The 25,235-nt window shown below is 66.5% G+C and carries 24 protein-coding genes; 15 read left to right on the top strand and 9 right to left on the bottom strand.

From position 1 onward, the window contains the following. Positions 1–125: 125 nt before the first annotated feature. The 6 genes from ACFU95_RS15000 to ACFU95_RS14975 all read right to left on the bottom strand — a co-directional run bounded on the left by ACFU95_RS15000 (position 126) and on the right by ACFU95_RS14975 (position 4,745). Positions 126–827, bottom strand: coding sequence for a class I SAM-dependent methyltransferase (locus tag ACFU95_RS15000; RefSeq protein WP_383827071.1), 702 nt, complete (start codon positions 825–827; stop codon positions 126–128). A gap of 99 nt (positions 828–926) precedes the next feature. Then, entirely contained in the window at positions 927–2,321 is a 1,395-nt protein-coding gene (locus ACFU95_RS14995; RefSeq protein ID WP_383827050.1) for a hypothetical protein, read from the bottom strand. After that, on the bottom strand, positions 2,321–3,088 hold the full coding sequence (locus ACFU95_RS14990) for a hypothetical protein (protein WP_383827047.1): 768 nt from the start codon (positions 3,086–3,088) through the stop codon (positions 2,321–2,323). Before ACFU95_RS14990 ends, ACFU95_RS14995 begins: the two co-directional genes overlap by 1 nt. 40 nt (positions 3,089–3,128) lie before the next feature. Next, a complete protein-coding gene (locus ACFU95_RS14985) occupies positions 3,129–3,710 on the bottom strand; it encodes a CYTH domain-containing protein (RefSeq protein ID WP_383827044.1) in 582 nt (193 codons plus the stop codon). 151 nt (positions 3,711–3,861) lie between these two features. Continuing rightward, positions 3,862–4,161, bottom strand: coding sequence for a hypothetical protein (locus ACFU95_RS14980; protein WP_383827042.1), 300 nt, complete (start codon positions 4,159–4,161; stop codon positions 3,862–3,864). A gap of 74 nt (positions 4,162–4,235) precedes the next feature. Beyond that, complete coding sequence (locus ACFU95_RS14975) at positions 4,236–4,745, bottom strand: nucleoside-diphosphate kinase (RefSeq protein WP_383827039.1); 510 nt, start codon at positions 4,743–4,745, stop codon at positions 4,236–4,238. 802 nt (positions 4,746–5,547) lie between these two features. Between ACFU95_RS14975 and ACFU95_RS14970 the strand changes: the two genes are divergently transcribed. Further along, complete coding sequence (locus tag ACFU95_RS14970) at positions 5,548–6,225, top strand: NUDIX hydrolase (RefSeq protein WP_383827037.1); 678 nt, start codon at positions 5,548–5,550, stop codon at positions 6,223–6,225. After that, a complete protein-coding gene (locus ACFU95_RS14965) occupies positions 6,203–6,616 on the top strand; it encodes an NUDIX hydrolase (protein ID WP_383827034.1) in 414 nt (137 codons plus the stop codon). Before ACFU95_RS14970 ends, ACFU95_RS14965 begins: the two co-directional genes overlap by 23 nt. Positions 6,617–7,033: 417 nt before the next feature. Here the strand turns inward: ACFU95_RS14965 and ACFU95_RS14960 are convergent, their stop codons facing one another. Beyond that, the gene (locus tag ACFU95_RS14960; RefSeq protein WP_383827031.1) at positions 7,034–9,742 is read right to left on the bottom strand and encodes a helix-turn-helix domain-containing protein; all 2,709 of its coding nucleotides are present in this window, start codon (positions 9,740–9,742) and stop codon (positions 7,034–7,036) included. Positions 9,743–9,874: 132 nt separating this feature from the next. Between ACFU95_RS14960 and ACFU95_RS14955 the strand changes: the two genes are divergently transcribed. Next, a complete protein-coding gene (locus ACFU95_RS14955; protein WP_383827028.1) occupies positions 9,875–10,282 on the top strand; it encodes a hypothetical protein in 408 nt (135 codons plus the stop codon). A 301-nt stretch (positions 10,283–10,583) separates the two neighbouring features. On the opposite strand, the gene ACFU95_RS14950 is transcribed toward ACFU95_RS14955, so the two are convergent. Further along, positions 10,584–11,039: a hypothetical protein gene (locus ACFU95_RS14950; RefSeq protein WP_383827026.1), complete on the bottom strand. Its 456-nt coding sequence runs from the start codon at positions 11,037–11,039 to the stop codon at positions 10,584–10,586. A 143-nt stretch (positions 11,040–11,182) separates the two neighbouring features. Then, the gene (locus ACFU95_RS14945; protein WP_383827068.1) at positions 11,183–11,602 is read right to left on the bottom strand and encodes a GNAT family N-acetyltransferase; all 420 of its coding nucleotides are present in this window, start codon (positions 11,600–11,602) and stop codon (positions 11,183–11,185) included. A 525-nt stretch (positions 11,603–12,127) separates the two neighbouring features. On the opposite strand from ACFU95_RS14945, the gene ACFU95_RS14940 reads away from it, so the two are divergent. The 12 genes from ACFU95_RS14940 to ACFU95_RS14885 all read left to right on the top strand — a co-directional run bounded on the left by ACFU95_RS14940 (position 12,128) and on the right by ACFU95_RS14885 (position 24,756). Continuing rightward, positions 12,128–13,366 (top strand): helix-turn-helix domain-containing protein, encoded by a 1,239-nt coding sequence (locus ACFU95_RS14940; RefSeq protein ID WP_383827023.1) that lies wholly within the window; start codon positions 12,128–12,130, stop codon positions 13,364–13,366. Between the two features lie 109 nt (positions 13,367–13,475). Further along, on the top strand, positions 13,476–13,916 hold the full coding sequence (locus tag ACFU95_RS14935) for a hypothetical protein (protein WP_383827021.1): 441 nt from the start codon (positions 13,476–13,478) through the stop codon (positions 13,914–13,916). Continuing rightward, positions 13,916–14,110 (top strand): hypothetical protein, encoded by a 195-nt coding sequence (locus tag ACFU95_RS14930; protein ID WP_383827019.1) that lies wholly within the window; start codon positions 13,916–13,918, stop codon positions 14,108–14,110. The genes ACFU95_RS14935 and ACFU95_RS14930 overlap by 1 nt, the downstream gene beginning before the upstream one ends. A gap of 211 nt (positions 14,111–14,321) precedes the next feature. Beyond that, positions 14,322–15,326, top strand: coding sequence for a hypothetical protein (locus ACFU95_RS14925; RefSeq protein WP_383827017.1), 1,005 nt, complete (start codon positions 14,322–14,324; stop codon positions 15,324–15,326). 73 nt (positions 15,327–15,399) lie between these two features. Next, positions 15,400–16,932 carry an amino acid permease gene (locus ACFU95_RS14920; protein ID WP_383827014.1) on the top strand — a complete coding sequence of 511 codons (1,533 nt, stop codon included), beginning with the start codon at positions 15,400–15,402 and terminating at the stop codon, positions 16,930–16,932. Beyond that, the gene (locus ACFU95_RS14915) at positions 16,932–18,368 is read left to right on the top strand and encodes a glutamine synthetase family protein (protein WP_383827011.1); all 1,437 of its coding nucleotides are present in this window, start codon (positions 16,932–16,934) and stop codon (positions 18,366–18,368) included. Before ACFU95_RS14920 ends, ACFU95_RS14915 begins: the two co-directional genes overlap by 1 nt. 182 nt (positions 18,369–18,550) lie before the next feature. Next, the gene (locus tag ACFU95_RS14910) at positions 18,551–19,435 is read left to right on the top strand and encodes an aminoglycoside phosphotransferase family protein (RefSeq protein WP_383827065.1); all 885 of its coding nucleotides are present in this window, start codon (positions 18,551–18,553) and stop codon (positions 19,433–19,435) included. Continuing rightward, entirely contained in the window at positions 19,432–20,235 is an 804-nt protein-coding gene (locus ACFU95_RS14905; protein ID WP_383827008.1) for a class I SAM-dependent methyltransferase, read from the top strand. Before ACFU95_RS14910 ends, ACFU95_RS14905 begins: the two co-directional genes overlap by 4 nt. Positions 20,236–20,267: 32 nt before the next feature. Further along, complete coding sequence (locus ACFU95_RS14900; RefSeq protein ID WP_383827005.1) at positions 20,268–21,287, top strand: phosphotransferase enzyme family protein; 1,020 nt, start codon at positions 20,268–20,270, stop codon at positions 21,285–21,287. Positions 21,288–21,425: 138 nt separating this feature from the next. After that, positions 21,426–23,381: an ABC transporter ATP-binding protein gene (locus ACFU95_RS14895; protein ID WP_383827003.1), complete on the top strand. Its 1,956-nt coding sequence runs from the start codon at positions 21,426–21,428 to the stop codon at positions 23,379–23,381. Between the two features lie 233 nt (positions 23,382–23,614). Then, entirely contained in the window at positions 23,615–23,926 is a 312-nt protein-coding gene (locus tag ACFU95_RS14890; RefSeq protein WP_383827000.1) for a CU044_2847 family protein, read from the top strand. After that, on the top strand, positions 23,923–24,756 hold the full coding sequence (locus ACFU95_RS14885; protein ID WP_383826997.1) for a serine protease: 834 nt from the start codon (positions 23,923–23,925) through the stop codon (positions 24,754–24,756). Before ACFU95_RS14890 ends, ACFU95_RS14885 begins: the two co-directional genes overlap by 4 nt. Positions 24,757–25,235: the final 479 nt, after the last annotated feature.

The raw sequence follows: 25,235 nt of genomic DNA, 5'->3' as shown, positions 1-25,235 counted from the left end.
GCGCCTGGCTGTCTGGGAATCGGTGACCGCTCTGACGGTGCCCGACGCTCCGTGACTTGTCCGACGTACGCCCTACCGGCCGACGGGGCGGCGCTGTCAGCTCCCGCTGCCCGACAGCTCAGCAGCTACTTGGTCGCGATGACGTAGACACTGCCCCAATGACGCTTTGGGTTGGCGATCTGAGGGTCGAAGTTCCAGGGCTCAACCGTGGTGAACCCCGCCTCGGTGAAGAGCTGGACGAGCTTGTTGTGGTCGTAGGCCCAGTAGTGCGGGTTGTAGGTGGGGTCGTCGTCCTGGTCTCGGAAGACGTAGTTGATCAGGTCAAGGTGTGTGTTGATGTGGTCGAGGCAGTTCCGTTTCCCGTACCATTTCTTGATCATTTCATCGCTGTCGGAGGTGCCCTCCGGGTACTGGGCCAGCACGAACGCGGCGTCGGGTACGCCGGTGATGAGTCGGCCGCCGGGGGCGAGTACGCGGTGGGCTTCACGGGCGTAGTGCTTGGCTGAGCGGGGGTAGTCGATGTGCTCCAGGAAGTGTTCGGAGAACAGTTCGTCGACGGACGCGTCGCGGAGCGGTATGCCTTCTCGTACGTCCCACAGCAGGTCTGCGGGTGGTACGGCGTCGATGTTGAAGAAGCCGGCGATCCGGTGGGCTCCTCCGCCGATCTGCACCTTGCGGGGCGTGTCGTCGATACGGCCGTCGGGCCATGCCTTCTGACTGGCGCGGTGCGTGCGGTGGAGTTCGAGCTCCTTGACGGTGGCGCGCAGAGCCCGGGCAAGGCCGTGTGTCGTGGTCGACTGTCGCAGCAGCTCCGTTATCTGCTCCATGACCTGGTCCGGGCTGGCTGTCTCGATGTTCTGCTGAGGCGTCACGGTGATCTCCTCGGGGTCGTCGCGTTCGGGCGAGGGCGTTCAGGCGCGTTTCCTTCAGGCGGCCGTCGGTGACGGACTCGCTGACCGGTTGTTGCGCATCAGGGTGTACTTGATGTCGACGAGCCGCGGGGCGATGGTCACGTTCAGTTGCTCCGTCGGGTGGAGCCGCCCGGCGTCGTCTTGTTCGGCGTGCCAGACCCGGTACTCGAGATCGGGGTAGGCGGGGTTGATGCCGATCTCGCCCTTCGGGATCGTGCCGTTGAAGGGCGTGATGATGTCCATGTGGTTCCAGTAGTTCCAGGCCTGGAGCGCCTTGTGCTGGTCGAAGTAGAAGTAGAAGTCGGGGTATCGGCCGAAGGTCCGCAGCTCGCGGTGGATGAGGTGGCCCAGCAGCGGGCCGAGGTGGGTGGCCAGGCTGTCGAACTCCCACCGTGTGTGTCGCCACTCCTCCGGGACCTGGCCGGGCGTGAAGAGGCGGGCGGCGACGAGGTAGCTGATGCGCTCCATCAGGTAGTTCCGGGCGTGCTGCGGATCGATCGTGCGGTCCACCTGCGCGAGGAGGCTGTCGAGCTTGTCGGGGGAGGGGCGGAACTTGGCGAGGTCGAACTTGCCGGCCATGGCCAGTTCGGAGGAGAAGATCAGCTCCTTGTAGAGCCAGTTGTTGAACTCGCCGAGTTCGGCCAGGCGCCGGGTCTCGTCGCTGGTGGAGTGGAGCATCAGGTACTCGGCGAACGCTTCGAAATAGACGTAGCCGAGGATCGGCAGGCGAGGGATGGTCTCGTCGAGTAACTGGAGGAACGACTCGGCTGCGACGGTGGCGCCTGTGTGGGCGATCGTCGAGGCGAGGGCGAGGAAACTGGCGGAGTTCTTCGTCCTGCTGGTAATCGTCTCGCGTAACTGGTGCCGTTCGGCCTTGGACAGCAGATATTCGAGGTGGCTGTAGATGCTCAGGTGGATGGCGCCGAGCCGTAGGTAGTCGACGCCGGCGAGGCCGCGGTATGCCTGGCGTGGCACGTCGATCTCGAAGAACAGCGGAGTGGGCGTCGCCTCGGGCTTGCCGATCCTCTTCAGGAAGGCCGGGGCCTCCCGGTTGAGGACGTACGAGGCGAGGTTATGCATGCGGAAGCCCTGGTCGGCCGCGGTGAGCGGGGCGCAGTAGATGCTGCCGACGAGGCAGCCCCCTGAGGGGTACAGCACGCCGTGTTCGTTGATCTCCTCCAGAGCATGGGTCACGTGCAGCAGGTGCAGCTTGGTGCTGCTGTTGAGGGCGTCGAAGAGGGCGTTGCTGCGCAGGAGAGCGCCGTGCGGGGTCTCCTCGGCCAGGCGGGCTTCCCAGGCAGCGGTCTGCTCAGCCAGCGGGTCGGTAGCTTCGGCGGGGTTGGGGATGATCGAAGCCTCGTAGAACTCGTGGGCGTCGGCCCACAGGTGGTACGCGTCGAGGAAGTCCATCAGCCGATCAGCTCCCGACGTTCAAGGGCTTTGAAGACAGCGTCCGCGCTGTCGAGTCCCGCCAGGTGGCCAGCTTCGGACCAGAGGACGAGGTCGAAGGCGGCTGCGCGGAGCCGGTCGAATGCTTCGACGCGTACGTGTTGTGGATCTGGCCACCAGCTGAGCTTCGGCAGCCGGTAGCGGTCCAGTGCGTCGGCGGCCTTCACGAGATCGCTGATCTTCCGGGAGCGTGAATAGTCGGTTTCGTCTTCCGCAGTGAAGGCCGCGTACGGCACGTCGTGGAGACGAACGGAGGTGGCGGCTTGAGCGACGGCTGGTGCTGCCACCGGCACGTGGAAGTGCTCCCAGATGAGGTCCGGGCAGCTGGTGAGCCATTGCGCGGCGCGGGCCCCATGGCCTCGGTCGTCCTTGTCGTGGAGTCGCCGGCAGTCGTGGACGGCGGCAGCAACGATCAGTGTGGCTGTATCCGGTTCGTCGAGACCGGTGGCCTCGGCGAGGAGGGCCGCGAGTGCGGCGGTGCGCATCGCGTGCCGAACTCCGTGCAGAGAATCGCGCAGGCGAGGTTCTGCGAGCCAGGCCGTCGGTATCGCCGCGCGAGTGAGGAGGTCGCGCGACGCCTCACGGATCTTCGTCGGTGCGCCGTCGACCAGGTGCGGCCGGTTTTCCTCGATCCAGCGCACCGTCGCGTGGTCGACGAACTGGTGGTGCGGGAGCTGCTTGCGTGCGGCGAGGTCCACCAGGCTGGTGGCCGGCGGGGTCGTGCTCATCTAGTCCACCCCTCTCGGTGGTCTATCGCGACGAGTTGGCTCAGGTGGCGGGCGCCGCCTGGGAGGAGGATTCGGGGGCCTGCTGCGCTGCTTCGAAGGCCGCGGTGAACTCGGCAAGCTCCTCCTCACTCATGAGGGGGACACCAAGCTGGCGGGCTACCGAGTTGATGCGGTCCTCGGCCACTTGGACTGCCGCCGGGCTCGGGTCGTCGCCCAGGAGCACTTCGAACTCGGCGTGGTGGCCCCACGCTTCGCTCCACTTGACCGCGATCTCGACTCCGCCGAAGCGGAAGTTGCGGCGCTCGTTGTACGCCTCGTGCATCGTTTCCTTGAGGCCGAGTGCGTTGAAGATACGGACCGCGGCTTCCACGTCTTCACGAGCGATGGGGATCTCGGTCTCCGGGAATGCCGTGCCGTGCCCGATCTTGCTGGTCTTGAGGGTGATCTTCGCCGTGCTGGTGGCGATGTTGTCGGTTACCTTCAGCAGCTGGTCGGGCAGCACGTAGAAGTAGATGTGCTTGTCGTCGCGGCCGAGATCTTCGCCGTCCTGCTCGAGGCGCGAGATGAGCTGATCGTGGGCTTCGTGGCTGAAGCGGGCACGCATTTCGATCTCGACAGGCACGGTGTCCTCCTTGTTCGGGCATGGGTAATCCAGCCGAACCAAGTGGGGTGCAGCCCGGCTGGTCCGGATCGGTCGCGATATTCGGCTGTTGCACTGGTGCGGGCGGCGCGGGCACTGTTTGGCGTCCGCGCCGCCTGTCAGGCGGAGATCGTCAGGCGATGTCGCCGAAGCGGTCTCTCACGACGCCGTCATGCAGGTAGGTCGGGAGCTGGACGCCTCCCACCGAGAGGCGCTTGGTGGCCACTTGCTCCTCGGTGTCGCTCGGGAACCCTTCCAGCAGGCGCAGGCACTGCTGTACCCATTCTCGGGACTGGTCCCAGTTGGCGTCGTCGCGGTGCCGCACGGCCAGCGCGAAGGCGGTCTCAGCCGCTGCCCATCGGTTGGTGCCCAGTTCCCGCTGGAATCCGGTCTCCAGTTCCTCGACGGAGGCGACGCGGGTTTCGCTGGTCATGTTGTCCTCTCTCATCCGGTGAATCCCCGATGGTGTTCAACGCGGCGACGCCTTGCTGGTGACGTGGCGGTCGCCTAGTAAGTGAAGATTTCAGCGAGGGTGCGGTAGTCGTGGAGTTCGTCCTTGTTGAACCAGAGATCCACTTCCTGATCCGCTTCCTCCTTGTTGCCAGAGGCATGCACGAGGTTCGCGGCGGCCTTGCCGGAGGCGACGCTGGCGGCCTTGCTGTAGTGCGAGAAGTCCCCGCGGATCGTGCCGGCGGGCGCCTCGTTCGGGAAGGTGCTGCCGACGATCTTCCGGACGGTGGCGACGGAGTCAGCTCCTTCCAGAACGAGTGCGATGACGGGGCCCTGCTGCATGAACGTGGCGGTGATGTTGTAGACCTCGGGGCCGAAGCGTTCTTCGAGGTCGAAGTAGTGGCGCCGCGTGAACTCCGCGTCCATCTGCTTCATCTTGATGCCGATGATCTTGAGTGCTGCATCCTCGAATCGGGAAATGATCTTCCCTGCGAAGCCGCGCACAACGGCGTCGGGCTTCAGCAGTACGAGAGTGCGCTCCACCGGCTGCTCCTGATCCTGGGCCATCGGTTCCCTTTCAGCGTTCAGGCAGGCGATATATGACGCACACTCAGTGCGCCATAAGCCTGAGGTTACCTGCGCTTCTAGGGTCCCTCGGGATCACCTGAGATCGACAATCCCGGCGAGTATCTTGATCGCTTCGCCTCGAACGTCAGCAGTTCTCCGTTCGTCTACGACATCCCTTACTTCCTCCTTTCGTGAATCTCGCCTTCGCCGGTCCGGTACTGCCTCCGGTTGTGCCTTGACGCAGGGGAGGCTTTGTGTCCGCGCCATCAGTGACGTCTGGGCGGTCGGCAGGACGGCCAGAGGACCGCCGCCCGAAGAGCCTCTCAGTCTGCGCCGCCCATGAGCAGACAGCCTGTCCGCAGCCTCGTGCTGCAAAATGCGGTGCGAGGCACGGTAGTTGTGGTACTGCGCGAACTCCCGTCAGGCATGGGAGGGTTGGAGGAAACGAAGCCGGGATCCGGTCTCTGCAACATGCCTGCTTGCTCCCGAGGAACGGGCTGTGCCCAGGAGACTGCTGTGCCCTGGCCCAGAAAGCCGCCACCCGGAGCCCTGGAGATGTGCGACCGCGTGAACCGCCGGACCTCGTCCACTAGCCTTCGGTGAGAGCGCCCCATTCGCCCAACACGCGTTGTTGCATGAGGCTTTGCCGTCGTGCGGAGGACCTGCGGGTACTGCGCGGGAGTCCATGCACTGAGTGAATCGACTCCCGGGCAAGCTCGCCAGGTATCAGCGACGCAATGAAAGTGCAGTCGCAGTGCAGTGATCACGCACGCCGCTGACCACGGTGTGCCAGGAGGCCGGCATGGACGTGGTGGAGGTCTGGAACGGCCATCAGGCGTGCGCTCTTCAGGCGGCCCTGAGGAAGACCAACGAGGCCTTCGCGGAACGTCTTGGCCTCGCTCCACGGACTGTTGCGGCGTGGCACACGAACCCCAACGTAGTACTGCGCAGTGAAACGCAGCAGCTGCTCGATGAGGTCTACGAAACCGCGTCCCCAACCGTGCGAAAGCGGTTCACGCTGATGCTCACCTCTGACCAGCCTGCCGCTGGCCGGGGTCCCTCTTCGGTTCAGCCACTGAGGGTTGCTATCGCTGTGGTCGTGCGCGAAGACCAGGTCCTGCTGGTCTGCCGCCGCGACGACGGAGCCTCCGGGATCACGTGGCAGTTTCCCGCCGGAGTGATCAAACCGGGTGTGCACCCTGACAGTGCTGCGGTCCGAGAGACGCTGAACGAGACCGGCGTGCGCTGTGCTGTCATCCGCAACCTCGGCGCCCGACTTCACCCCGTGACGGCCGTCGAATGCGAGTACTTCCTGTGCGAGTTCCTCGTCGGCGAGGCTACGAACAGCGACGTCGTCGAAAACGTAGACGTGATGTGGGTGCCGAAAACATCGGTCACGCGCTTCATTCCCGCCAGTAACATCTTCCCGCCCATCCTGGCAGCTCTGGAGGAGCCACATGACGCAGCAGACCACCGATGACCGGCCGGGAATTGCAGCAGCGGTCATTGTGAGTGAAGGACGCGTCCTTCTGGTGCGGCGACGAGTGAAGGAAGGGCAACTCTCCTGGCAGTTCCCTGCGGGTGAAGTCGAGCCTGGGGAAGCAGAGGAGGATGCCGCTGTCCGCGAGACGCGCGAGGAGACGGGCCTGGAGGTGAAAGCGCTCCGGTCACTTGGGAGCAGGGTCCACCCGAAGACGCAGAGGCGTATGTCCTACACGGCTTGTGAGGTCCTCTCAGGGACAGCACGCGTCGCCGATTCCGACGAGCTGGCGGAGCTGGAGTGGTGCTCGCACTCCGAGATCCCGGAGTACGTCCCCTACGGGCTCTATGAGCCGGTCCAGCGGTATCTAGACGAGATCTTGCCTCAATAGTCCACTACGTCTTTCGTTCCTGCACTGGTTTATCTTGCGGACTTTAAGCATCGTTGGGGCGTCAGGGAGGTGTGGTGCTGGACACGCTGGTGACTACGGCTGCGAGGCGCTTTCTGTCACGGGGATGTTCTGGTCGGCGGTATGATCACGCGCCGTGCTCAGGATCGTTACTGGCCAACCGCTCTGAGGTACGTGGTCGCCAGCATCGCTGCAAGGTGTTCCCCTGAGGCCAGCTTCATGGTGTGCAAGGTCTCGAGGGGCAGGTGCTCCGCGAGTACCGCCGTAGCCGCGTCCATCACGTCATAGCTGATGGCCACGACGCGGGTGCCGACGGAGGCGTCGAGACATGCTAGCGAAGTCGTCGTCGATGCTGTCGCTCATGGGCCCTGAGTGTGGCAGCACGTCGACAATCGGTGGTCATACTCGTTCCCCCCACGGAGGTGTAGGGGCGCCGTCGGGATTCAGCCCGTATGGCCACCGGCGTGCAGGATTGACGAGCCAGGCCAAGCCGGCATCGGCAGTCTGGCGGTAGAGAGCTTCGGCGCTGCTTCGGTCCCCCGCTTCTTCCCGCATCCGGGCGAGGGCGGCTAGGGCGAAGGCGTTGCCTGCATCCGCCGCCTGGCGGTAGAGCGTCTCGGCTCCTTCCCGGTCTCCGTCCTCCTGCCGCGCCCGAGCTGAATCAATTAGGGAGAGGACATCATTGTTGTCCGCGGCGCGCGCGAAGCGCTGTGCTTCGTTCCGGTCCCCGGCTTCTTGTCGCATCTCGGCGAGGCGGAGAAGGGATGGGGCGTCATGGAAGTCCATGGCCGCCTGGCGGTAGAGGGTTTCTGCGCTCGTGATGTCTCCGGAGGCTTCTCTCATTCGGGCTAGTTCCCGCAAGGCGAAGGTGTCGCCGACGGCAGCCGCCTGCTGGGCAAGCTGTTCGGCGTTGGCGGAATCACCTTGCTCCTCATACGTCCAGGCGAGTTCGGCAAGGGCAAGTCCGTCGCCGGATTCAGCGGCCTGCCGCGCGAGGACCTGTGCGCTCTCGAAGTCTCCTGCCTTCTCCCGCATCCGGACCAGTTCCCGCAGGCCGGATGTATAGCCGGCCTCGGCGGCTGCACGGGCGAGGTATTCGGCTTGCTCGTGGTCCCCGGCCTCCTCGCGCAGTCGGGTAAGACGCAGCAGGCCCTGGTCGTCGCCGACTTCAGCAGCCCGGCGGCGCAGGTGGTGAGCCCACTGCAGGCGATAGCGGTCGTCGGCTGCTTCAGCCAAGCCTTCGAGGTCCTCGGGGGCTGTGAGGTGGTTGTATGCGGCGAGCCAGAAGGAATTGGGCGGGCACAGGAACTGGCGGGTTCTACGGCCTGCCACGTCAAGGTGGTCCGCAAGCCGGTAGGTCGGGCCGACAGACCGGACGGGCGTACCGTGGGCAGACGGGGGTCCGGGAGTACGCGATGTCGGGCGCGGCCGAATCCGCCGGAGCGGACTCGATCCACCAGTGACAGGGCGGGTGAGTTCGGCGAAAACTTGCTCCGCCCAGTCCTCGGTAAGCATGTCGAACGCGGAGTCACTGAGGTAGCCGACCGCCGCTTCCGTGAGGAAAGACTGAGGCAGTGGGCTACTGATGCCGAGACGGCAGGCGTCCATCGCCGCCTCCAGTACGGCCTTGCTGGCTGACATCGCCGTGCTCAAGAAGTTCATGAGCTGGGGGCCGCCGGCAAGGTATTGGGTGAGGCGGCCGTCGCTACCGGATTGCTCGACGGCTTCGGCCAGGCGCGGATCCCTGATAGCGCTTCGGGCCTTGGCGGAGCTCAACGCGACCGGGTCGAAGCGGTCCGGGACGAAGATGATCCGACCGGACAGTAGCCGTCTTGCCTGTTCGTACAAGTCGGGCGCATTGGGGGCAGGCGGTGCCGTTAGGTGGTCCAGGTCCCTGGGCCAGATGGTGCCCAGGACCAGGATCGGTCCCCGGTCGAGCTGGCGTAGCAGGCGCCCGATGGCGTATGCGACCCGCTCGCCGAGTTCGGGTGCCAGCAGGTAGCGCTCAACATCATCGAGCCACACCACTGTGCGCGGCTCGACTCGGGCGATACCGTCCATGACGGCCTCGGCCGGAGTGGGATTGAAGGGATGCCACAGCCGCCACCCTTGTTGCGACAGGGGCTGGACGGCTTCCCAGCACGCCCGAGTCTTGCCGGTGGTGGAATTTCCGGTTACCACGAGCATTTGGCTCCGGCCTGCCGCGGCGTCGCGTACCGCGTCAGCGAGCAGTTCGTCGTGTGATCGCAGAATGTAGGGAGGGAGCTCGGACTTCTTGGTCTCACTGGTCCCGATCGGCGTCGCCGCGCGATGGACCCCAAGCTCGAGAGGGCTCCATTCGCTGATCGGCCGACCCGGAATCTGATCGGCCTGGGCGGTCTCGCGGAAAGCCAATAGCTCAGCGACAGGCAAGTCCAGCCTGCGTGCAAGGGCGGCCACCGTCTCCTCGGACGCCACCGGCACGCTGGGTCGAAGTGACGCCAGCAACTCCGACTTTCCCGCGCCGGGTTGGCCCATCACGTAGATGGCGGTGTTGTGAGCAGGGCCAAGGTAGGACCGGTGCAGCTTCTCGGCTGCTGGGCCGCGTACATGATCCGGCAGAGCCTCGATGAGGATGGTTCCCACCTGGAGAGCCTGTAGCGGGGATCGGTCAGGGTCCTCGAGGATGCGTTCAACGGTTGACTTCGCCATGGGGGAGCCCGCCACGGTGAGGCGGTGCGAGATCTCCCGGAGGCTGAGTGCCGCCTCCTGACGGAGCTCGGCCAGGATGTCAGGCAGGCCCGTGCCGGCGCCCTCACGCCCGTGTGGTTGCGACCCATCCGCTTCAGCCGTTGCCTGCTGGTGGAGGAAGACGAGGGATGCGCGCTGCGTCTCGTTCAGTCCGAGCGCCTTGATGAAGCTGTCCAGCTCGCGCGCATCGATGCGGCGTTCGCCGTTCAGGGCGCGCGAGGCGGCAGTCAGGCTGATGTGTGCGCGCGCGGCCAATTGGCGTGTCGTGACGGCGGATTCGTCGGCATGGCGGCGTAGTTGAAGGGCGAATCGCTTGAAGGCCGGCGGGAGGCTGGCGGGAAGGGGCTTCCGAGGGCGCCCCGCGCGCTTCTCGCTCATGACTGCTCACCTCCTCTGACGTGCATTGTTTTGATTGTCTCAGAAGTTCTGGGACAGTGTGAGTGGGGAAGACCACAGCTGACCCCGCACATTCGTCGTGCTCGCAAAGCACTTCGCCCCAAGGGGGTCGCCGTGTCCATCGTCGTCATCGTGCTTCTAGCGTGCACCGTTCTGGCCGCCTTGGTCACAGCCCGTGTCGCATTCCGCCTTGCCGTCGGTGACGGCGCCACCCACGCCCTGGCCTGGGGTGCGGCCGGTGCCGCTGTCGTTGCCACCTTCACTGACGTATGCATCGTCGCCGCGGCCCTCGAGCTCGCCGACGGCACTACCAGCGGGCCGCGCGTCGCCCTTACCGCCGTCACGATCTTCGTCGGACTCGTCCTCGCGTATACCGCGTATGACCTCACCGGCCCTAGGGTCGCACTGCCCGGCGGTACCCCCGCCCCCGGATCCAGCAAGGCAAAGCGACTCGCTTCCGCCGCCAGCACTTTTACCGGCACCTTCGTCATCCTCGCGCTGATCCTGCCCTTGCTGGGCTGACGCTTCCCGCGCACCGATCCGCGCCCCGCGCCTTCTCCGCGTCGGGCGTCCTCGCAAGCTCCCTTTCCAGGCGCGGATCTCCAGATAGACGATCTCGGCTTCGGGATCACGCGGCCGGTGCCGACGAGCCACCCCTTCACTCCGGGTGTCACATCACCACCGGCGGCGTCCATCATGCGCTTGAAATCGACGGCGTCGAAATCACCTGAGCCGGGGCCGGTCCCGACGTTCGCGCCGTAGGCTCGTTCCTCGGTCCCGTCGCGGCGCTGGGCGACGTAGCGGCGCACGCCAGGGGAGTCGGCTAGGCGCCCAGCATCGTGAGTGAACATGGTCCATTGCGCCCGCATCGTGACACCGATCTTGCCCTGGTTCTCGGCAGCTTCCGTGATCGCGACGTAGGGGCGGATGCGCCGGACGCGATGTGCTGCCTGCCTGCCTGCCCGGGCCTGACGACGTCCACTTCTTCTGCCGTCGCCCCCCCGTCGTCGGTGGCCGTGCGGGTGGAGCGCACCGTGTTGCGGCGCTGTACCCGGGCCACCTCACCGGACTTCGTCAGTCGGGGCCGGACATACCCGCGAGCCAGCCTCTTGAGGCTGTCCATGTCGGGCGGCCCGCGGGCCTGCACTTCCTGGACGATGGCGTGCAGCGGTTTCACGAGCGAGGCGCCCTTGCCCTGGGTGAAGAACTGCGAGACGGAGGCGTTACGTCCCAGGATTTCGGCGACCTGCTTCTTGTCTGCGTTAAAGCGGAAGACCATGGAAGGGCACTTCCTGTGTTCACAAGTACGGACATGACGGTGCTGCCGACATAGCGCTGTCGTGGGGATGCGCCGGCGAGATCGTCCGGTTGGTGACCGCTGCCCTCGATGGGTCGTCATGGAAGTGCTGCTGGGCCTGGCGATCAAGTTCCGGCCGCGTAGCAGCGAAGCGTCACGACCTGCTGCGGGCCCCACTGTTGCTCGACGGTGGCCAGCAGCTGCCACCCCAGCCGCTCATACAGGGCTATCGCCGAGACGTCCGAGGCAACAACGTCGAGCACCAGGTACAGACCGCGAGCGCGTGCTTCTCCCACCGCGTGCTCCAGCAGCGCGGCGCCCAGCCCGTGGCCTCGCGCCGCTGGATCGACAAACAACCTGCTGACCACGGCGGTTACGTCAGGCTTCACGCCCTCGCGAGCGCTCCAAAGGGCAGCTGCCATGTCGCCTGTCGTGCCACGGGACAGACCGACGTGGCCGACGAGTTGACCGTCCAGATCGGCTACCCAGGCTGCTAGCAGAGACGGTCGAGCCAACCAACTGCTTGGGTGCTGAGGCCAGTTCATCGGGTAACCGTCCTGCTCGTGGACGGCGATGAGTACGCCTACGCACTCGCTGAGGTCGCGATCAAGTCGGCGTCGGATGGTGCGAAGAGGATCGACGTGCGGGCGTCTGGTACCAGCCACTCTTGCCTCCTTTTCGCCTGAGGCGGCACCGGCGCCGCACTTCACGAGAGTATGGAGCAGCCCGCTCATGTGGTCGCGCCGCGCCGGCCACTCTCCGTGGCGGAGTGCGGCTCGTCGACCGAGGTAACGGAAGAGAAGCGCGGACAATTTGTCCATAGGTACTTCTCTGTCAGCTCTTGACGGCCGAGCGGCAACGACTCTCGGATTCTGCCCCGTTCGCAACCTCTTGCCCTCATTTGCTTTGATTCGAAAGAGTGCGTTGGCGGCCTCGGGGCGGCACCAAGGGGCTTCACTTCCTGGTCGCGGCGCTGCCAGCTCTGTTAACACTTGGCGACCAGGGGCGCGGGTAATGACATTTTCCGTACTCTGATCCGAGTGCTCCATCGCGAAGGGACAGATCCACCGATGAGTGAAAACCTGACGCTGGGAGACCGTCTCCGTACCGCGCGTAGGACGCGGAAGCTGTCTGCCGCCCAACTGGCACAGAAGGTCGCTGTCTCCCCGAGCTACGTGCAGAAGCTGGAGTCCGGCGCGCGGAAGGCTTCACCGTCGCTGGTGCTGGCGCTCGCCAAGGCGCTGCGCTTCGGCCCCGAGGTTCTGACCGGCCAGCCGTACTACGGCGAGCCGGAGGCCGAGGACGGCGTCCACGCTGTCATTCCTGAGCTCCGGCGCCTCCTGCTCTGCTACGACAGCCCCGACGACCTGGAGATCGCTCCCCGGGCGCTTCCTGTGCTCGCCTCGGAGGTTGACCAGGTGGCGGCCCTGCGCCGCGACGCCCGGTACGCCCCGATGGGCCCCCTGTTGCCGCCGATCATCACTGAACTGACGCACGTGGCCCTCGGCGGCGGCAACGGCGACCGGGGCAAGGCGTTCTGGCACCTGGCGCGCGCCTACCGCGCCGTAAACTCCCTGGCCCACAAGATGGGCCACCACGACCTGTCGAACACAGCGCTGGAGCGCGTGCGTTGGGCGGCGGACCGTTCTGGTGACCCCCTGATGCAGTTCACGGCAGGCTACCTCGTCGCAGGAGCGATGCTCCGCCAGGGCGCGTACTCGCCGGCACGCCGCAAGCTCCTTGCACTGCGGACAGAACTGGAGCGGTTCCAGCCGGAACGCTCCTTCACGGAGGATGCGCTCGCCGTCGACGGCGCGCTGCTCCTGAAACTGGCCGTTCTCGAAGCCCGTGAGAACAACTCTGATCGCGCTGACGCGTACCTGCGGGAGGCGGAGCAGGTCGCGGGCATGGCAGGTAACCGCGATTCGCTGGCGTATGAGATGTCGTTCGGCCCGACGAACATCCGCATCCATGAGGTGCACGCGATGATCGACATGGGTGACACCGAGCAAGCTCTCGCCCGGCTCACCGAATGGTCTCCGGCTTCTGGCGGCGAGTGGGCGCCGCCTAGTACGACCGTCGGCGAGCGGTCGAGCCACCACTTCATCGACGTGGCCTCCGCGAAGCTCGCTGTGGGCGACCGGGCTGGGGCCTTCGCAGATCTGAAGCGCGCGAGGAAGGTCGCTCCCAACCACACGCGGTTCCACCCGTCCGTTCGCGAGACCACCTCGGCGCTGCTCAGGATGGACGCCCACCCGTCCAACGAGCTGTCCGCGTTCGGCAGTTGGACAGGCATTAGCACAACCTGAGGTTGTGTCAAGGGCCTTGGTGAGCGAACCCCACGGACAGTCTGTCCGCGCACAATAGCTTGCCGAATGGAATGGTCTCCTCACACGTAGTGGTGAGGAGGCCTTTTCCATGTCCGACGACAATCCCGCAGCTCGCGCGATCCCGCCGCGCTGGATGCCCATCGGCGAGGAGCCGGAGCTGTGCTCGGCGGGCGAGTGGTGGGATGCCGTACGCGCTGTGGAGGCCGTGGGCCAGCGCGCGATCGAGATCCTCCGTGAGGGTGGCGAACTGGTCGGCCCGGTGATCCTGGACCACCAGGGTCCGGAGCCCCGGCTGTACTTCCTGGTTCCCGTGGGTACCGCGGCTCGCTGGGAGGAGCCGGGGACGGTTGCGCTGGGGCAGAAGTGCCACGTCGTCGTGCCATCCGCGGAGAGCACGACGCCTCCGGGGATGCACTGGCACGTCTTCCCCCAAGGCCCGCGATCGCTGACGCGGCCCGATGCTCTGCGCCGCGCGCTGACCCAGGCTCGCCGGGAGCGGCGAGGGCCCGCGGAGGAAGCAGCCTCCTGATGGCTCTGAGTATCTCCTTCGTGCTGTTGCTCGGCATCGTTGTGGTCCTTCTGATCCGCAGCAAGGCCATGAAACCCGGCCCCGCGATTGTCTGCGTGCTCTTCGGGTTCTTCCTGTCGAGCACTTCCATGGCCCCGAGCATCAACCGGTTCATGACCGGCGTCGCCGACATGGTCGGCCAGATTCGCTTCTAGGGAACCGGACATGCCTTCGGAGTTCCTTTTCCCTGCTCGGCCGGCGGTCCGCCCCAACCACTTCGCGGCCCCTTCCCCCAACCTGCCTGAGGCCCTCGATGACATCCACGTTCAGCTCGGAGAGCACGTCCCCCCGCACAGCGCGCGCGCATCGGAAGAACGGCCCCGATCCCGTTCGCCAGCGGCGCCTGGTCCGCGCCGAGGGACTCTGATGCGTCTCATCTACCACCCGGCCGGTCATGACGACGACCTACGTACGGCCCTGGTCGAACTGCAGGCGGGGCGTTGGAAGCCGGCGCGGGAGCTGCTGTGGAAGACGGGCACGCACTGGCCACTGCGAACGTCACGCACTCAGCTGCTGGCCGTGGCAGCCGCCCGATCGGACGTGGTCGACGTCTGGCTCGCCGAGGAGCCGGAGAGCTACGACGCACAGCTGATGGCTGTTCGTGTCTCCGTCGAGAGGGCGCTGCGTGCTCACCGCCATCAACACCCTCGAACCTTGGAGTTCGAAACGAGGGCGCGACGTGCGGCGCTCCTGGCAGCGCGCCGTGCGCCGCATGATCCCGTGCCGTGGGTGTGCCTCGTGGCGCTGGCCCAGATCGACACGCGGCAGCTGCGTCAGGAACACCGAATGAGGCCCAACGAGCCGATGCTGCCCAGCGGTCCGTGGGGGTTGTTGTACGAGGTCAACCAGCGTGATCCGTACAACCGCGAGGCCTACCATCGCGTGCTGCAGTTCATGCTCGCCCTTGAGGGGCCGTGGGGCGCTTCCTTGGCCGCGGTCTTCGACTTCGGCCGATCCGTGGCCTCACAGCGGTCCGTCGGATCGCCGCTGCTGCTTCTGCCGGCGTACGCACAGATCGAGCAGCGTCGGCAATCGCGCGCCGATCCGCTGTGGCGGCGGCAGTGGGCGCAGGAGTCGACACTCGATTACACACTGGCCGCCTTTCACGACTGGTTCCACAAGGTGCCCGCCGGGCAGCACTCGGTGGCCGATCTGAACCTCCTGGCCTACGCGTTGTGGGCAGGGCACCAGTACCTGGAGGCCGCCGAGGTGTTCGAGGCGATGGGCCCGTACGCCGCCCGCGAGCCGTGGGCGTCGGTGCACGACGGGGCCGCGGGGCCGGACCCCGGCGAGGCGCTGCTCCTTCGAGCGCGCGCCGAGTCCCTCTCGTACGCCCGCAACCATAGGCCGCGCGCCGGGCCGCACCTGTGATCGGCATCCGATGCCAGCTAAGCCCGTATTGGCATGAACCTGTCCAGACATCTTGAATTTCGGAGGCTGACCTGTGTCTCGCTTGAGTCCAAACCACCGTGCGACGTCCCGGAAGTCCGATGACGCATACCTGCGGGAGCTGGGCTACGAGCCCGTGCTGACCCGGCGCATGGGGCCGTTCGGGAACTTCGCGATCTCCTTCAGCGTCATCAGCGTCTTGTCCGGCTGCATGACCTTGTACGGCTTCGGCCTGAACACCGGCGGCCCGTCAGTGATGCTGTGGGGTTGGCTGATCGTCGGCGCCATGGTGATGTTCATCGGTGCCGCACTCGCCGAGGTGACCTCGGCCTATCCGACCTCCGGTGCCCTGTACTACCAGGCAGAGCAACTTGGCGGGCGGAAATGGGGCTGGTATACAGGCTGGTTGAACCTGCTGGGCCTGCTCGGCGCGATCGCCGGCATCGACTACGGGGCCGCGCTGTTCACGGGTGCCCTGTTAAACCTGCAGTGGGGCTTCGAGCCAACGCCGGGCAGGATCATGGTGATCTTCCTGTGCATCCTCGCGCTGCACCTCGCCCTGAACCTGTTCGGGGTCCGGCTGGTCAGCATCCTCAACAGCATCAGCGTCTGGTGGCACCTCGGCGGCGTCACGGTGATCGTTGGCGCACTGGCGATCGTGCCCTCCCACCACCAGTCCACCGACTTCGTGTTCGGTGAGTTCGTCAACAACACCGGCTGGTCCAGCACCCTGTACGTGGCTGTGCTCGGTCTGCTGCTGGCCCAGTACACGTTCTGCGGTTACGACGCCTCCGCGCACCTCTCGGAGGAGACCACCGACGCCCAGGTGTCCGCATCCCGCGGGATCATCCACGCGATCGGGTGGTCGTGGCTGGCCGGGTTCGTCCTGCTGGCCGGACTCACGTTCGCGATCCAGGACTACGCCGGCACCGTGGGCACGGCGACGGGGGTGCCGCCGGCGCAGATCTTCCTGGATGCTCTGGGCGTGGCGGGGGCGAAGGCACTGCTTCTGGTGGTGATCGTCGCACAGTTGTGCTGTGGCAATGCCGAGACTGCGGCGGCCAGCCGGATGGTGTTCGCGTTCTCGCGCGACGGGGCGCTGCCGGGCTCGCACCTGTGGCGTCAGGTTGACCGACGCACAGGCACCCCGCGCATGGCCGTGCTGCTGGCGGTCGTGTGCGCCGCCGTGCTGGCCCTGCCGAGCCTGTACAGCGCGGTCGCGTACGCGGCGATCACCAGTATCAACGTGGTCGGCATCACCCCGGCGTACGCGATCCCGATCTACCTGCGCATCAAGAACCGCGATCGCTTCCGGCCCGGCCCTTGGAACCTCGGCAACTGGGGCGTGGCCGTCGGCACGATCGCCGTTGTCTGGGTGGTGTTCGTGACGGTGCTGTTCTGTCTGCCGCAGACGCGACCCGCCGACGGCGGCCTGGTGTCCGTGGAGACCTTCAACTACGCGCCGATCGCTCTGTTCGTCGTCCTGGCCCTCGCCTGGGGCTGGTGGCGGAAGCAGGGCAGCTCCTATGAAGTGCCGGCCCAGCACTTCGACCGCTCGGCGACTACGTACGAAGACGAGGTCGTCTGATGACGAGAACCACGAGCGGAAACGGCACCGTGGCACGCCTGGCTGCCGCGCCTGTACCCGAGCTGGGCGGGCGCTCCGAGAAGGCCTTCTCCCTGTCTGATCTGCGGAACCTCGTCAAGGCGGGTGCGATCGACACGGTGCTGCTCGCCGTCCCCGATCTTCAGGGGAGGCTGAAGGGGAAGCGTTACGACGCCAACCACTTCCTCAAGCGCGTCGCGCATGAAGGTGCCGAGGTGTGCGCCTACGTCCTGGCCACCGACATCGACATGAGCCCGGCGGACGGCTTCGCCCTGACCTCGTGGGAGACCGGCTACCAGGACCTGTCCGTGCAACCGGCTCTGTCGACCCTGCGCGTGGTGCCGTGGATGCCGCGCACCGTTGTCGTGCTCGGCGATGCGGTCCACCACGACGGGACGCTGATCGACATCGCGCCCCGCCAGATCCTCCACCAGCAGTTGACCCGACTGTCGCGGCACGGTCTGCATCCCAAGGTGGGGATCGAGACCGAGTTCGTCCTCTACAGGGGCACGTACGCGGACGCGGAACAGGCTGGATATCAAGGCCTGCGGCCCTTGACGACGGAGAACCTGGACTACGCCCTCGACCACGACCCCGTATCTGACCGGTACTTGCGGCGTCTTCAGCGGGCGCTCGCCGGGGCTGGGATGCCCGTGGAAGCGATCAAGACTGAGGCCGGCCCCGGCCAGGTCGAGGTGACCTTTCCGTACGGCGGCGCGCTCACAGCCTGCGACCGGCACCCGATCTTCAAACACGCCGTGCGCACCCTGGGCTTGCGCGCCGGTCTGGCACCCACGTTCATGGCAGCACCGGAAACCGGCCGAGCCAACGGCCTGCACCTGCACGTGTCGCTGTGGTCGAAGGGCATCGGCCAACTCCAGGAGACCGGCAGCGAGCACGGACTGTCCCAGATCGGTGAGTACGCCATCGCGGGTCTGCTCGCTGGCCTGCCTGAGCTGGGCCCGTTTTACGCACCCAACGTCAATTCCTACAAGCGGTTCACGCCCGGCTCCTTCGCGCCAACCACGTTCACCTGGGGCCGCGACAACCGCACCTGCGCGGTCCGCGTCGTCGGCCGCGGCGAAGGGCTGCACCTGGAGATCCGTGTGCCGGGTGCGGACGCCAACCCGTACCTGGCGCTGTCGGCGGTACTGGCCGCAATGGACCACGGTCTGGAACGGAAGCTCGCCCTTGGTCCCGAAGCGACCGGCAACGCCTACCGCGCGAGTGGGACAGAAGCCCCCGTGCCATCCACCCTCGGCTTGGCCCTGACCGCCTTCCAGGACAGCGCCCTCGCGCAGCAGGCCTTCGGCACCGAGGTGGTCGAGCACTATGCCCGCCTCGCCCGGCTCGAACTCGCCCACGATGAGCGCCTCGTCACCGATGCCGAGCGTCAGCGGTGGCTGGCCCGTGCCTGACCAGCCCGCTTCCCAGGAGGGACTTATAGCCGTGAGCGTCCGCAGATGACCAGCTCAGACCGCATTGTCAGTGGCCCTTGGCAAGCTACCCACCCACGACAGGACACTGAACGCGTCCGATCCGTCACCCATCGTGGCGCAGTCGGACGGCAAAGCGAGCGGAAGGGCGCCGCGTGACCGACATGCCCAGTGCGCTCCACCAACTGGTGGAGTCGGTAACCGACACGTACATGGTGGTTGCCGAACATCCCAGGCCCGGCGACACCAGACCTTCCGTCTGGGAGGTCAAAGGACCTGGTGGTGACCAGTGGTTCGGCAAGCTCCACGCGGGCCCGAAACTCCACCGCCGCGAAGTGACTGCGTACCAGAAGTGGACCGCCGCCCTGGGCGCCGACCGTGCACCCGAGCTCGTCGCCGCGGACACGCAGACGCGCACCATCTTGATCACCGCCGTGCCTGGACGCAGCCTCGACACACTGCGCCTGCCGGCCGAGCAGGAGCGTGCGGCCTACGAGCAGGCTGGCGAACTGCTCGCCCGGCACCACACCGCGGCAGCCGACGAGCCCACGCTGGAAGCGACAGAGGAGGTGTGGGACGAGACAGTCGCCCAGTTGCTGGAGCGTACAGCGACGAACGTGTCGGAACACGACCTCGCGATGGTGCGCATGCTCGCTGGGGAAGCTCCTCCGAGCCTGCCTCCGGTATCCCAGCATGGCGACTACATGCCCAGGAACTGGATGTGGGACGAGACCGAGCAGCGGCTCCGGGTCATCGACTACGAACGGGCCGAGCTTCGGCCCGCCGCCTACCGGGACCTGAGCCGCCTGCGATACCGGATCCTGCGCCGCCGCCCCGACCTCCACGCCGCGTTCCACAGTGGATACGGCCGCCCCCTCACCGAGGAGGAACAGATCGCGTGCCGGGTGTACGCGGCGCTGGATGCCTTGGACTCACTGGACTGGGGGATCAAGCATCGCGACATCGACCTTGTTGACGAGGCGCACACCATGCTGGAGAACCTGCGCCGGGAGACCGGCAAGAGGATGTGGGGCGGGTGGCGCGCGTGAACGCCTTTGCTGGAACCTCTACCTACTACCGGCGCTTCCGTCCGGGCATCCCCGCCGAACTCGCAGCCCTTCTCGAAGAGGCGGCGCCCACTGACAGTCCGCGGCGCCTTTTGGACATCGGCACCGGCCCGGGACTCGTTGTCCACGCGCTCTTGCCGTACTTCGACGATCTGTTCGCGGTCGATGCCGAGCCGGGGATGCTCACGGAAGCCGAAGCCATGCTCCGTCCCGCGCTCGACACCGCCCACCGGCTGCAGCTTCGTCATGCACTGGCGGAGGACTTCCTGCCGCCGGAGGGATGGCAGCCTCATCTCGTCACCTGCGGCAGAGTCTTTCACTGGCTGAACCAGCCCCGCTTCCTCGACCGGCTCAGCGAATACATGGCTCCCGAGGGGGCGGTGGCCGTCTTCAGCGACCGGAGTCTGTGGACTGCCGAAAGTCTGTGGCAGCAGGCGGCCCGAGAAATCGTCCAGGACTTCCTCGGCGAGCAACGGAGAGCGGGCGACAGCGCTTTCAGCGCCCCAGGGCCGTCGTACGAAGAGGTGCTCTGTGCTTCCGCCTTCTCGCACGTCACCTCCACGGTCATTTCCGTTCGTCGCCAGTGGAAGATCCCTCAGGTCCTGGGGTACCTGTACTCGACGTCGTTCGCGGCCCCGCACCTGTTCGGCGGTCGTCGCGATGCCTTCGAACTGGCCGTCACCAATGCCCTCACCCCCTTCGCCGACAGGGGAGTGCTCACGGAGGACAACGCCTTCACCGTCCTCACGGCCCGCCGTCCCTCCGCACACGAGGGTCGGTGACCTGTATGGAAGAAGCAGGCAGGGGTGAGACGTTGACCGCTGACGTGCTGGAAGACCGGTACGGGCTCGTTGCGACGGTCGTCGAACCAGTGCACATGGGCACGGACACCATCAACCGGCGAGTCCTGACGGACGACGGGCTGCGCCTGTTCGTCAAGCAGTACCGCTCGATGGACGACCTGGATGCGGCGCGCAACGCGTGGGACATGTCGGAGTACTGCCGGGCCGCGAAGCTCCCCGTTCCACGCGTGTGGCCTGATGCCAACGACAATCTGGTCACCATCGCCGAAGGCAGTGCATGGGCCGTGGTCGACGAGGCTCCCGGCCGGGTGACCACGTCTGCGATGACAGTCCCACTCGCCGAGCACATCGGCGTCGTTATGGGGCGCATGCATCGTGTGCTCGGTGCGTATCCGTTGCCCAAGCGTGTGCAGCAGACCCGCTGGCGGAGCGAGCCCGTCGAGGACGCTGTGGCGAGGTGCGACACCGTGCTGGTCAGAGCCACGCGACAAGGCCACGACCGTCTCGACCAACTGCGTGACGACCTCTACCAGCGGCGGACGAACTTGCGCACGTATGCCGCCGGGCTGAGGGAACGTCTACCCGCGACGCTGGGGGAGCAGGCGCTGCATGCGGACCTCTCCCGCACCAATCTGATCACGCTCGCCGACGCGGTCACCGGCGTCATCGACTTCCGCTGCGCCAGCGCGATGCCGGCCTGGGAGCTTGGGCGAGCAGCGTTCGACCCGCGCACCGTCGCTACCACCACGGAGTGGGCAGCCTGCGCCTTGGCCATGGCCAAGGCTTACCGCTCGGAGCACCCGAGCATTCCGATGCGGGAGGTGCGGGCCTGCGCCCGGATCGCGCTGCTGTACATGCTGTTCAGCTTCTACGGTTCCACCACCGCTGAATACGACCTGCCGCAGGAGGCGGAGGTGGATCTGCAGCGGCACTGGCACGAGCGCCAGATCGCCATCCGCCATCTGCTCAGTGACCTTGAGGGCCTTGAAGACGAACTCACCGGCCTCGGAGCGAGCGGAGGCGCGTCCTGATCACCCAGCAGCTTCCAATTGCATTGAACGAAACGACTGACGAGCGACAGCCTCAACCACGTACGGCATACAGGGGGACGTCTTGACGTATCAAACCGTCATCGGCCGGTATCGCGTTTCGGCGGAGGGCTGGAGCTGATGGCAACCATCCCGAAGCCCACTGCGGCTGCCGCGCCGACCGACAAGGCGGAGGTACCGGACGAGGAACTGAAGTTCGTCATCCCAGGCGACCGCCGCATCGAGGCCGCCAACGCGATCACAACCCGTGCGATGGCCCGGCGTCTGCCCCAACTGATCCGCCGCTCCCTTGCGTTGGGCTGGCAGGTCGACCGCGCTGCGGTCATCGCCCTGCTCGGCGTCCAGCTCCTCTCGGGGGTGCTGGAAGCGTTCGGGCTGATGGCCACTACCGGGGTGATCAAGCCGCTGATCGCCTCGCAGCACATCAGCAGTGACCAGCTCCGGTCTGCCGTACCTTCCCTTGTCGTCCTGTCGGGGGCTATCGGTCTGCGCGCACTGCTGGGAATCGCCTCCACCGCGCTGTCGGCCCGGTTGGCCCCGCGTATTGCTCGGGAGGCCGAACTCGAGCTCCTCGACGCGGCGACCAAGGCGGAACTGGCCGCGTACGACAACCCCGGATACAACGACCGCTGGGACGCGGCTGACCGGGGGGTGGAGGTCTCCAGGGACCTTCTCACGGAAGCCCAGTACATCCTTGCCGCATCGGCATCGCTGATCGCCTCGGCGTGTGTCCTGACCGCCGTCCATCCGATTCTTCTGCCGCTGCTTGCCTTGGCGGCCCTGCCGAAGGGCCTGGCCAGCGTGCGTGCGGCGCGCATCAGCTACATCGCCTCGCTCGCCACGTCGAAGGACCGGCGGCTGCTGGGCATGCTGCGCTGGTACATGGTCGACAAGCAGACCGCAGACCAGGTCCGCTCTGGCACCATGGCGCCGTTCCTCCTCGACAAGTACCGCACGGCGGGGGCGCGGATCGACAAGACCACGGACCAGGCCACATGGCGCTCCGCCAGGATCTCCCTGGTCGGTGGGACCGCGGGAGGTCTCGCCCACGCGGTGGTGTGGGTGGCCCTTGCGCTGCTGGTGTCCGCCGGGCAGATCTCGGTCGCCGCCCTCGGCACCGCGTTCCTCGCTCTCGGCCGCGTCAGTGTAGGACTGGACGGGATCGTCGGCTACGGAGCCCGACTCTTCCGTACAGGCATGTACTTGGACGACTGGGCGGACTTCATCGACGAGGCCGGCGGACACCGCATCGACCGCGGTCCTCGGGCGCCGGCCGAGCCTACGGTCGTACGCGCCGAGAACATCACCTTCCAATACCCGAGTGCCGACCGTCCCGCCCTCGACAGCGTCTCCTTGGAGGTCCGCCGCGGCGAAGTCGTCGCTCTGGTGGGTGAGAACGGCTCGGGCAAGACCACCCTCAGCAAGATCCTCTCGGCTCTATACCTACCCGACCAAGGAGCCGTCTCTTGGGACGGCACCGACACCAGGCACTTGGACGCGCATGCCACCTGGGCGCGTGTCGCCGTCGTACCGCAGTCCTATGCGAACTGGCCTCTGTCGGCGAGGGAGAACATCACCCTCGGCCAGGCAACCGAGGAGGGAGACGCCGCCGTACTCGCCGCAGCGCATGCCGCAGGCGCCGACGAGGTCATCGACGGGTTGCGCAGTGGGCTGAACACCCTGCTGGCCAAGGAATGGTGGGGTGGCCAGGAACTGTCCGGCGGACAGTGGCAGAGGGTCGCCCTCGCCCGCGCATTCCATCGGCCAGCCGGACTGCTCGTCCTGGACGAACCGACCGCTGCCCTCGATCCAAGGGCCGAGCACCGCATCTTCACCGGACTGCGCCGCCTTGCCGCTGACCGAGCGGTCGTCCTCGTCACACACAGGCTCACCAACGTGACCATCGCGGATCGCATCGTCGTTTTGGACAAAGGGCGGGTCATCCAGCACGGCACCCCGGAGGAACTGCTGGCCCAGCAGGATGGCTTGTTCCGTGAACTGTGGGATCTGCAGAACGAGCGCACCGGGCGCGTACCTGCCCCGGCGGATTCCGCGGAGAACGTGCCACTGAACTAAGCGGCGGCCACATCAGGCGGATCCCGTTACGCAGCACGCGTCCAAAGACGGGTGGTACTTGTTCATGAGGATCGAGGCGATTGAGGGGCCGCTACCGTTGGTGTTGTCCGGACGACGGCCTTCTCTCCCTGGATCTTGTCGTTGAATCGGTCGCCGATGCTGCGTGGCACTGGCTACGCTTCCGGCGGGGACCGAAAGCCGGTGCGAGCCCCGCCTCGCCAACAGGGGGACATATGGCCGATGTTCGGGTCGAGACCGTGGACGTGGATGCGACGGGCAGTCGGCAGATCTCCAGCCGTACGCGGTCCAGCTCCGCTCTCAGCGACCGGGCAGCGGAGTTGGAGGAGGCCATCGTCCAGGCGTCGGCCATCGCCCAGCGATCCCTCTCGCAGGTTCAGCGCAGGGACGGCTGGCAGGTGGCGAGCATGGAGGTGGCGTTCGGGCTGACTGTGGCGGCGGAGGCCGGGGTAATCCTTTCCAAGGCGTCGGCCGAGGCGTCGTTCGAGGTCACCCTCACCGTGGAGCGGGTCCCGGAGTCGTCGTGACCGACGCGAGTTACTGGGTCGAGCTTTTCCAGTCGCAGCAGCGGCTTGGCGGCGGGTTCCTGCTGACCCGCCGTTATGTGCTGACGGCCCTGCACTGTTTGCGGGGCCTCAACTCGCTCGACGAGCAGGTCGACGTCGTCCTGACGGACGGCAGTCGGCTCGCGGGCCAGGTCTGCCGCCGTGACAAGGACGCCGACCTGGCCCTGATCATGATCTCCGCTGCATACGAGGTACTGCTGCCGATACCCCGGGCCGGTGTCGCTCACGGTGGGGACGACTGGCATGGGCCGTACCGCCCCGCGGCGTCCGAAGTGCACCTGAGGGGGCAGGTGGACAGCGGCACGGCGCAGTACCTGTGCGAGGGAGGCGGGGTCATCCAGGCGCTGCAATTGACCACGCACCAGTTTCTCGGCGACTACTCGGGCTACTCCGGCGGCCCGGTCGTCAAAGGACGCCCGGAGGATCACGAGCCCGTGATCGTCGGCATCCTCCTGGAACAGGCCCCGGACCGGGCCGCCGCCGACCGGGCCGCCAACGTACTCTTCGCCGCCACCATCGGGGAAGCCATGCGCCGCTTCGACCAGTTCGACGTGGAGCATCTGATGGATGTAGTCCATCCGGCGAGCTCACTGGCCGACGACCTGGTCCAACCAGTTCAGCGCGGTGACGAGTTGACCGTTGATGCTGCGGCAGCCAGTGCGGAGTCCTGGTTCGACCGGATCGACGAGTGGGCACAGCGCAGGCTGCTCGATCCATCGCAGGTCGCCGAACTCAGGTTCACCGCCGCGAAAGCGGCCATGGAACGTCAGCTGCGGGGTGACGGCGAATGACCGACCTCTGGCAGGAAGCCATCGACCGGGCCAAACTCGCCCTTCGTGGGGGCACAGGCGCGCGCCGTGCCGCTGCTGCGGCCGTGGTGGCGTTGGGCAAGGCCCCCGATCCCTTCCGCCGGCCGCATCCCGGCCGGGATCTCGCCTATCTGGTGGCGCTGCTTGAGGCGCTCGGTCTGGTCGAGGAGTCGCGCACCTTCCTACAGAGTGTGGTCTCGCAGCTGCTGTGGGATCCGAAGTCGCTTTCGCTGCCCGCCGACGTCCGCAATGAAGTGGCTGTCCTTCTCGCAGACCGGGGGCTCGTTCCAGCCTCAGTCGGGGTCCTGTCGACAGCCGTCGTCCTGGGGACTGACGGCGACACGAGCAGGGCAGCCGCCGCCCGGAGCCTGGCCAACCTCGCGGCGATGAAGCTGCGGGTGGGAGACCTCACCGGGGCCACGAGTGCGGCCGAGGAGGCGCTGAGCGCCGGCTTCCGCGAC

Source organism: Streptomyces sp. NPDC057623 (assembly GCF_042800355.1).
In the GTDB taxonomy this organism is placed as follows: Bacteria; Actinomycetota; Actinomycetes; order Streptomycetales; family Streptomycetaceae; genus Streptomyces.
This window is presented reverse-complemented; position numbering and strand designations above follow the sequence as displayed.

Bases quoted from the DNA above. Each gene is read 5' to 3' on its own strand.
- ACFU95_RS14895 (WP_383827003.1), top strand. From the start codon at position 21,426: ATGGCAACCATCCCGAAGCCCACTGCGGCTGCCGCGCCGACCGACAAG.
- ACFU95_RS14950 (WP_383827026.1), bottom strand. From the start codon at position 11,039: ATGGTCTTCCGCTTTAACGCAGACAAGAAGCAGGTCGCCGAAATCCTG.
- ACFU95_RS14925 (WP_383827017.1), top strand. From the start codon at position 14,322: ATGCGTCTCATCTACCACCCGGCCGGTCATGACGACGACCTACGTACG.
- ACFU95_RS14960 (WP_383827031.1), bottom strand. From the start codon at position 9,742: ATGAGCGAGAAGCGCGCGGGGCGCCCTCGGAAGCCCCTTCCCGCCAGC.
- ACFU95_RS14980 (WP_383827042.1), bottom strand. From the start codon at position 4,161: ATGACCAGCGAAACCCGCGTCGCCTCCGTCGAGGAACTGGAGACCGGA.
- ACFU95_RS14975 (WP_383827039.1), bottom strand. From the start codon at position 4,745: ATGGCCCAGGATCAGGAGCAGCCGGTGGAGCGCACTCTCGTACTGCTG.
- ACFU95_RS14930 (WP_383827019.1), top strand. From the start codon at position 13,916: ATGGCTCTGAGTATCTCCTTCGTGCTGTTGCTCGGCATCGTTGTGGTC.
- ACFU95_RS14890 (WP_383827000.1), top strand. From the start codon at position 23,615: ATGGCCGATGTTCGGGTCGAGACCGTGGACGTGGATGCGACGGGCAGT.
- ACFU95_RS14910 (WP_383827065.1), top strand. From the start codon at position 18,551: ATGCCCAGTGCGCTCCACCAACTGGTGGAGTCGGTAACCGACACGTAC.
- ACFU95_RS14990 (WP_383827047.1), bottom strand. From the start codon at position 3,088: ATGAGCACGACCCCGCCGGCCACCAGCCTGGTGGACCTCGCCGCACGC.
- ACFU95_RS14940 (WP_383827023.1), top strand. From the start codon at position 12,128: ATGAGTGAAAACCTGACGCTGGGAGACCGTCTCCGTACCGCGCGTAGG.
- ACFU95_RS14915 (WP_383827011.1), top strand. From the start codon at position 16,932: ATGACGAGAACCACGAGCGGAAACGGCACCGTGGCACGCCTGGCTGCC.
- ACFU95_RS14945 (WP_383827068.1), bottom strand. From the start codon at position 11,602: ATGAACTGGCCTCAGCACCCAAGCAGTTGGTTGGCTCGACCGTCTCTG.
- ACFU95_RS14970 (WP_383827037.1), top strand. From the start codon at position 5,548: ATGGACGTGGTGGAGGTCTGGAACGGCCATCAGGCGTGCGCTCTTCAG.
- ACFU95_RS14965 (WP_383827034.1), top strand. From the start codon at position 6,203: ATGACGCAGCAGACCACCGATGACCGGCCGGGAATTGCAGCAGCGGTC.
- ACFU95_RS14935 (WP_383827021.1), top strand. From the start codon at position 13,476: ATGTCCGACGACAATCCCGCAGCTCGCGCGATCCCGCCGCGCTGGATG.
- ACFU95_RS14995 (WP_383827050.1), bottom strand. From the start codon at position 2,321: ATGGACTTCCTCGACGCGTACCACCTGTGGGCCGACGCCCACGAGTTC.
- ACFU95_RS15000 (WP_383827071.1), bottom strand. From the start codon at position 827: ATGGAGCAGATAACGGAGCTGCTGCGACAGTCGACCACGACACACGGC.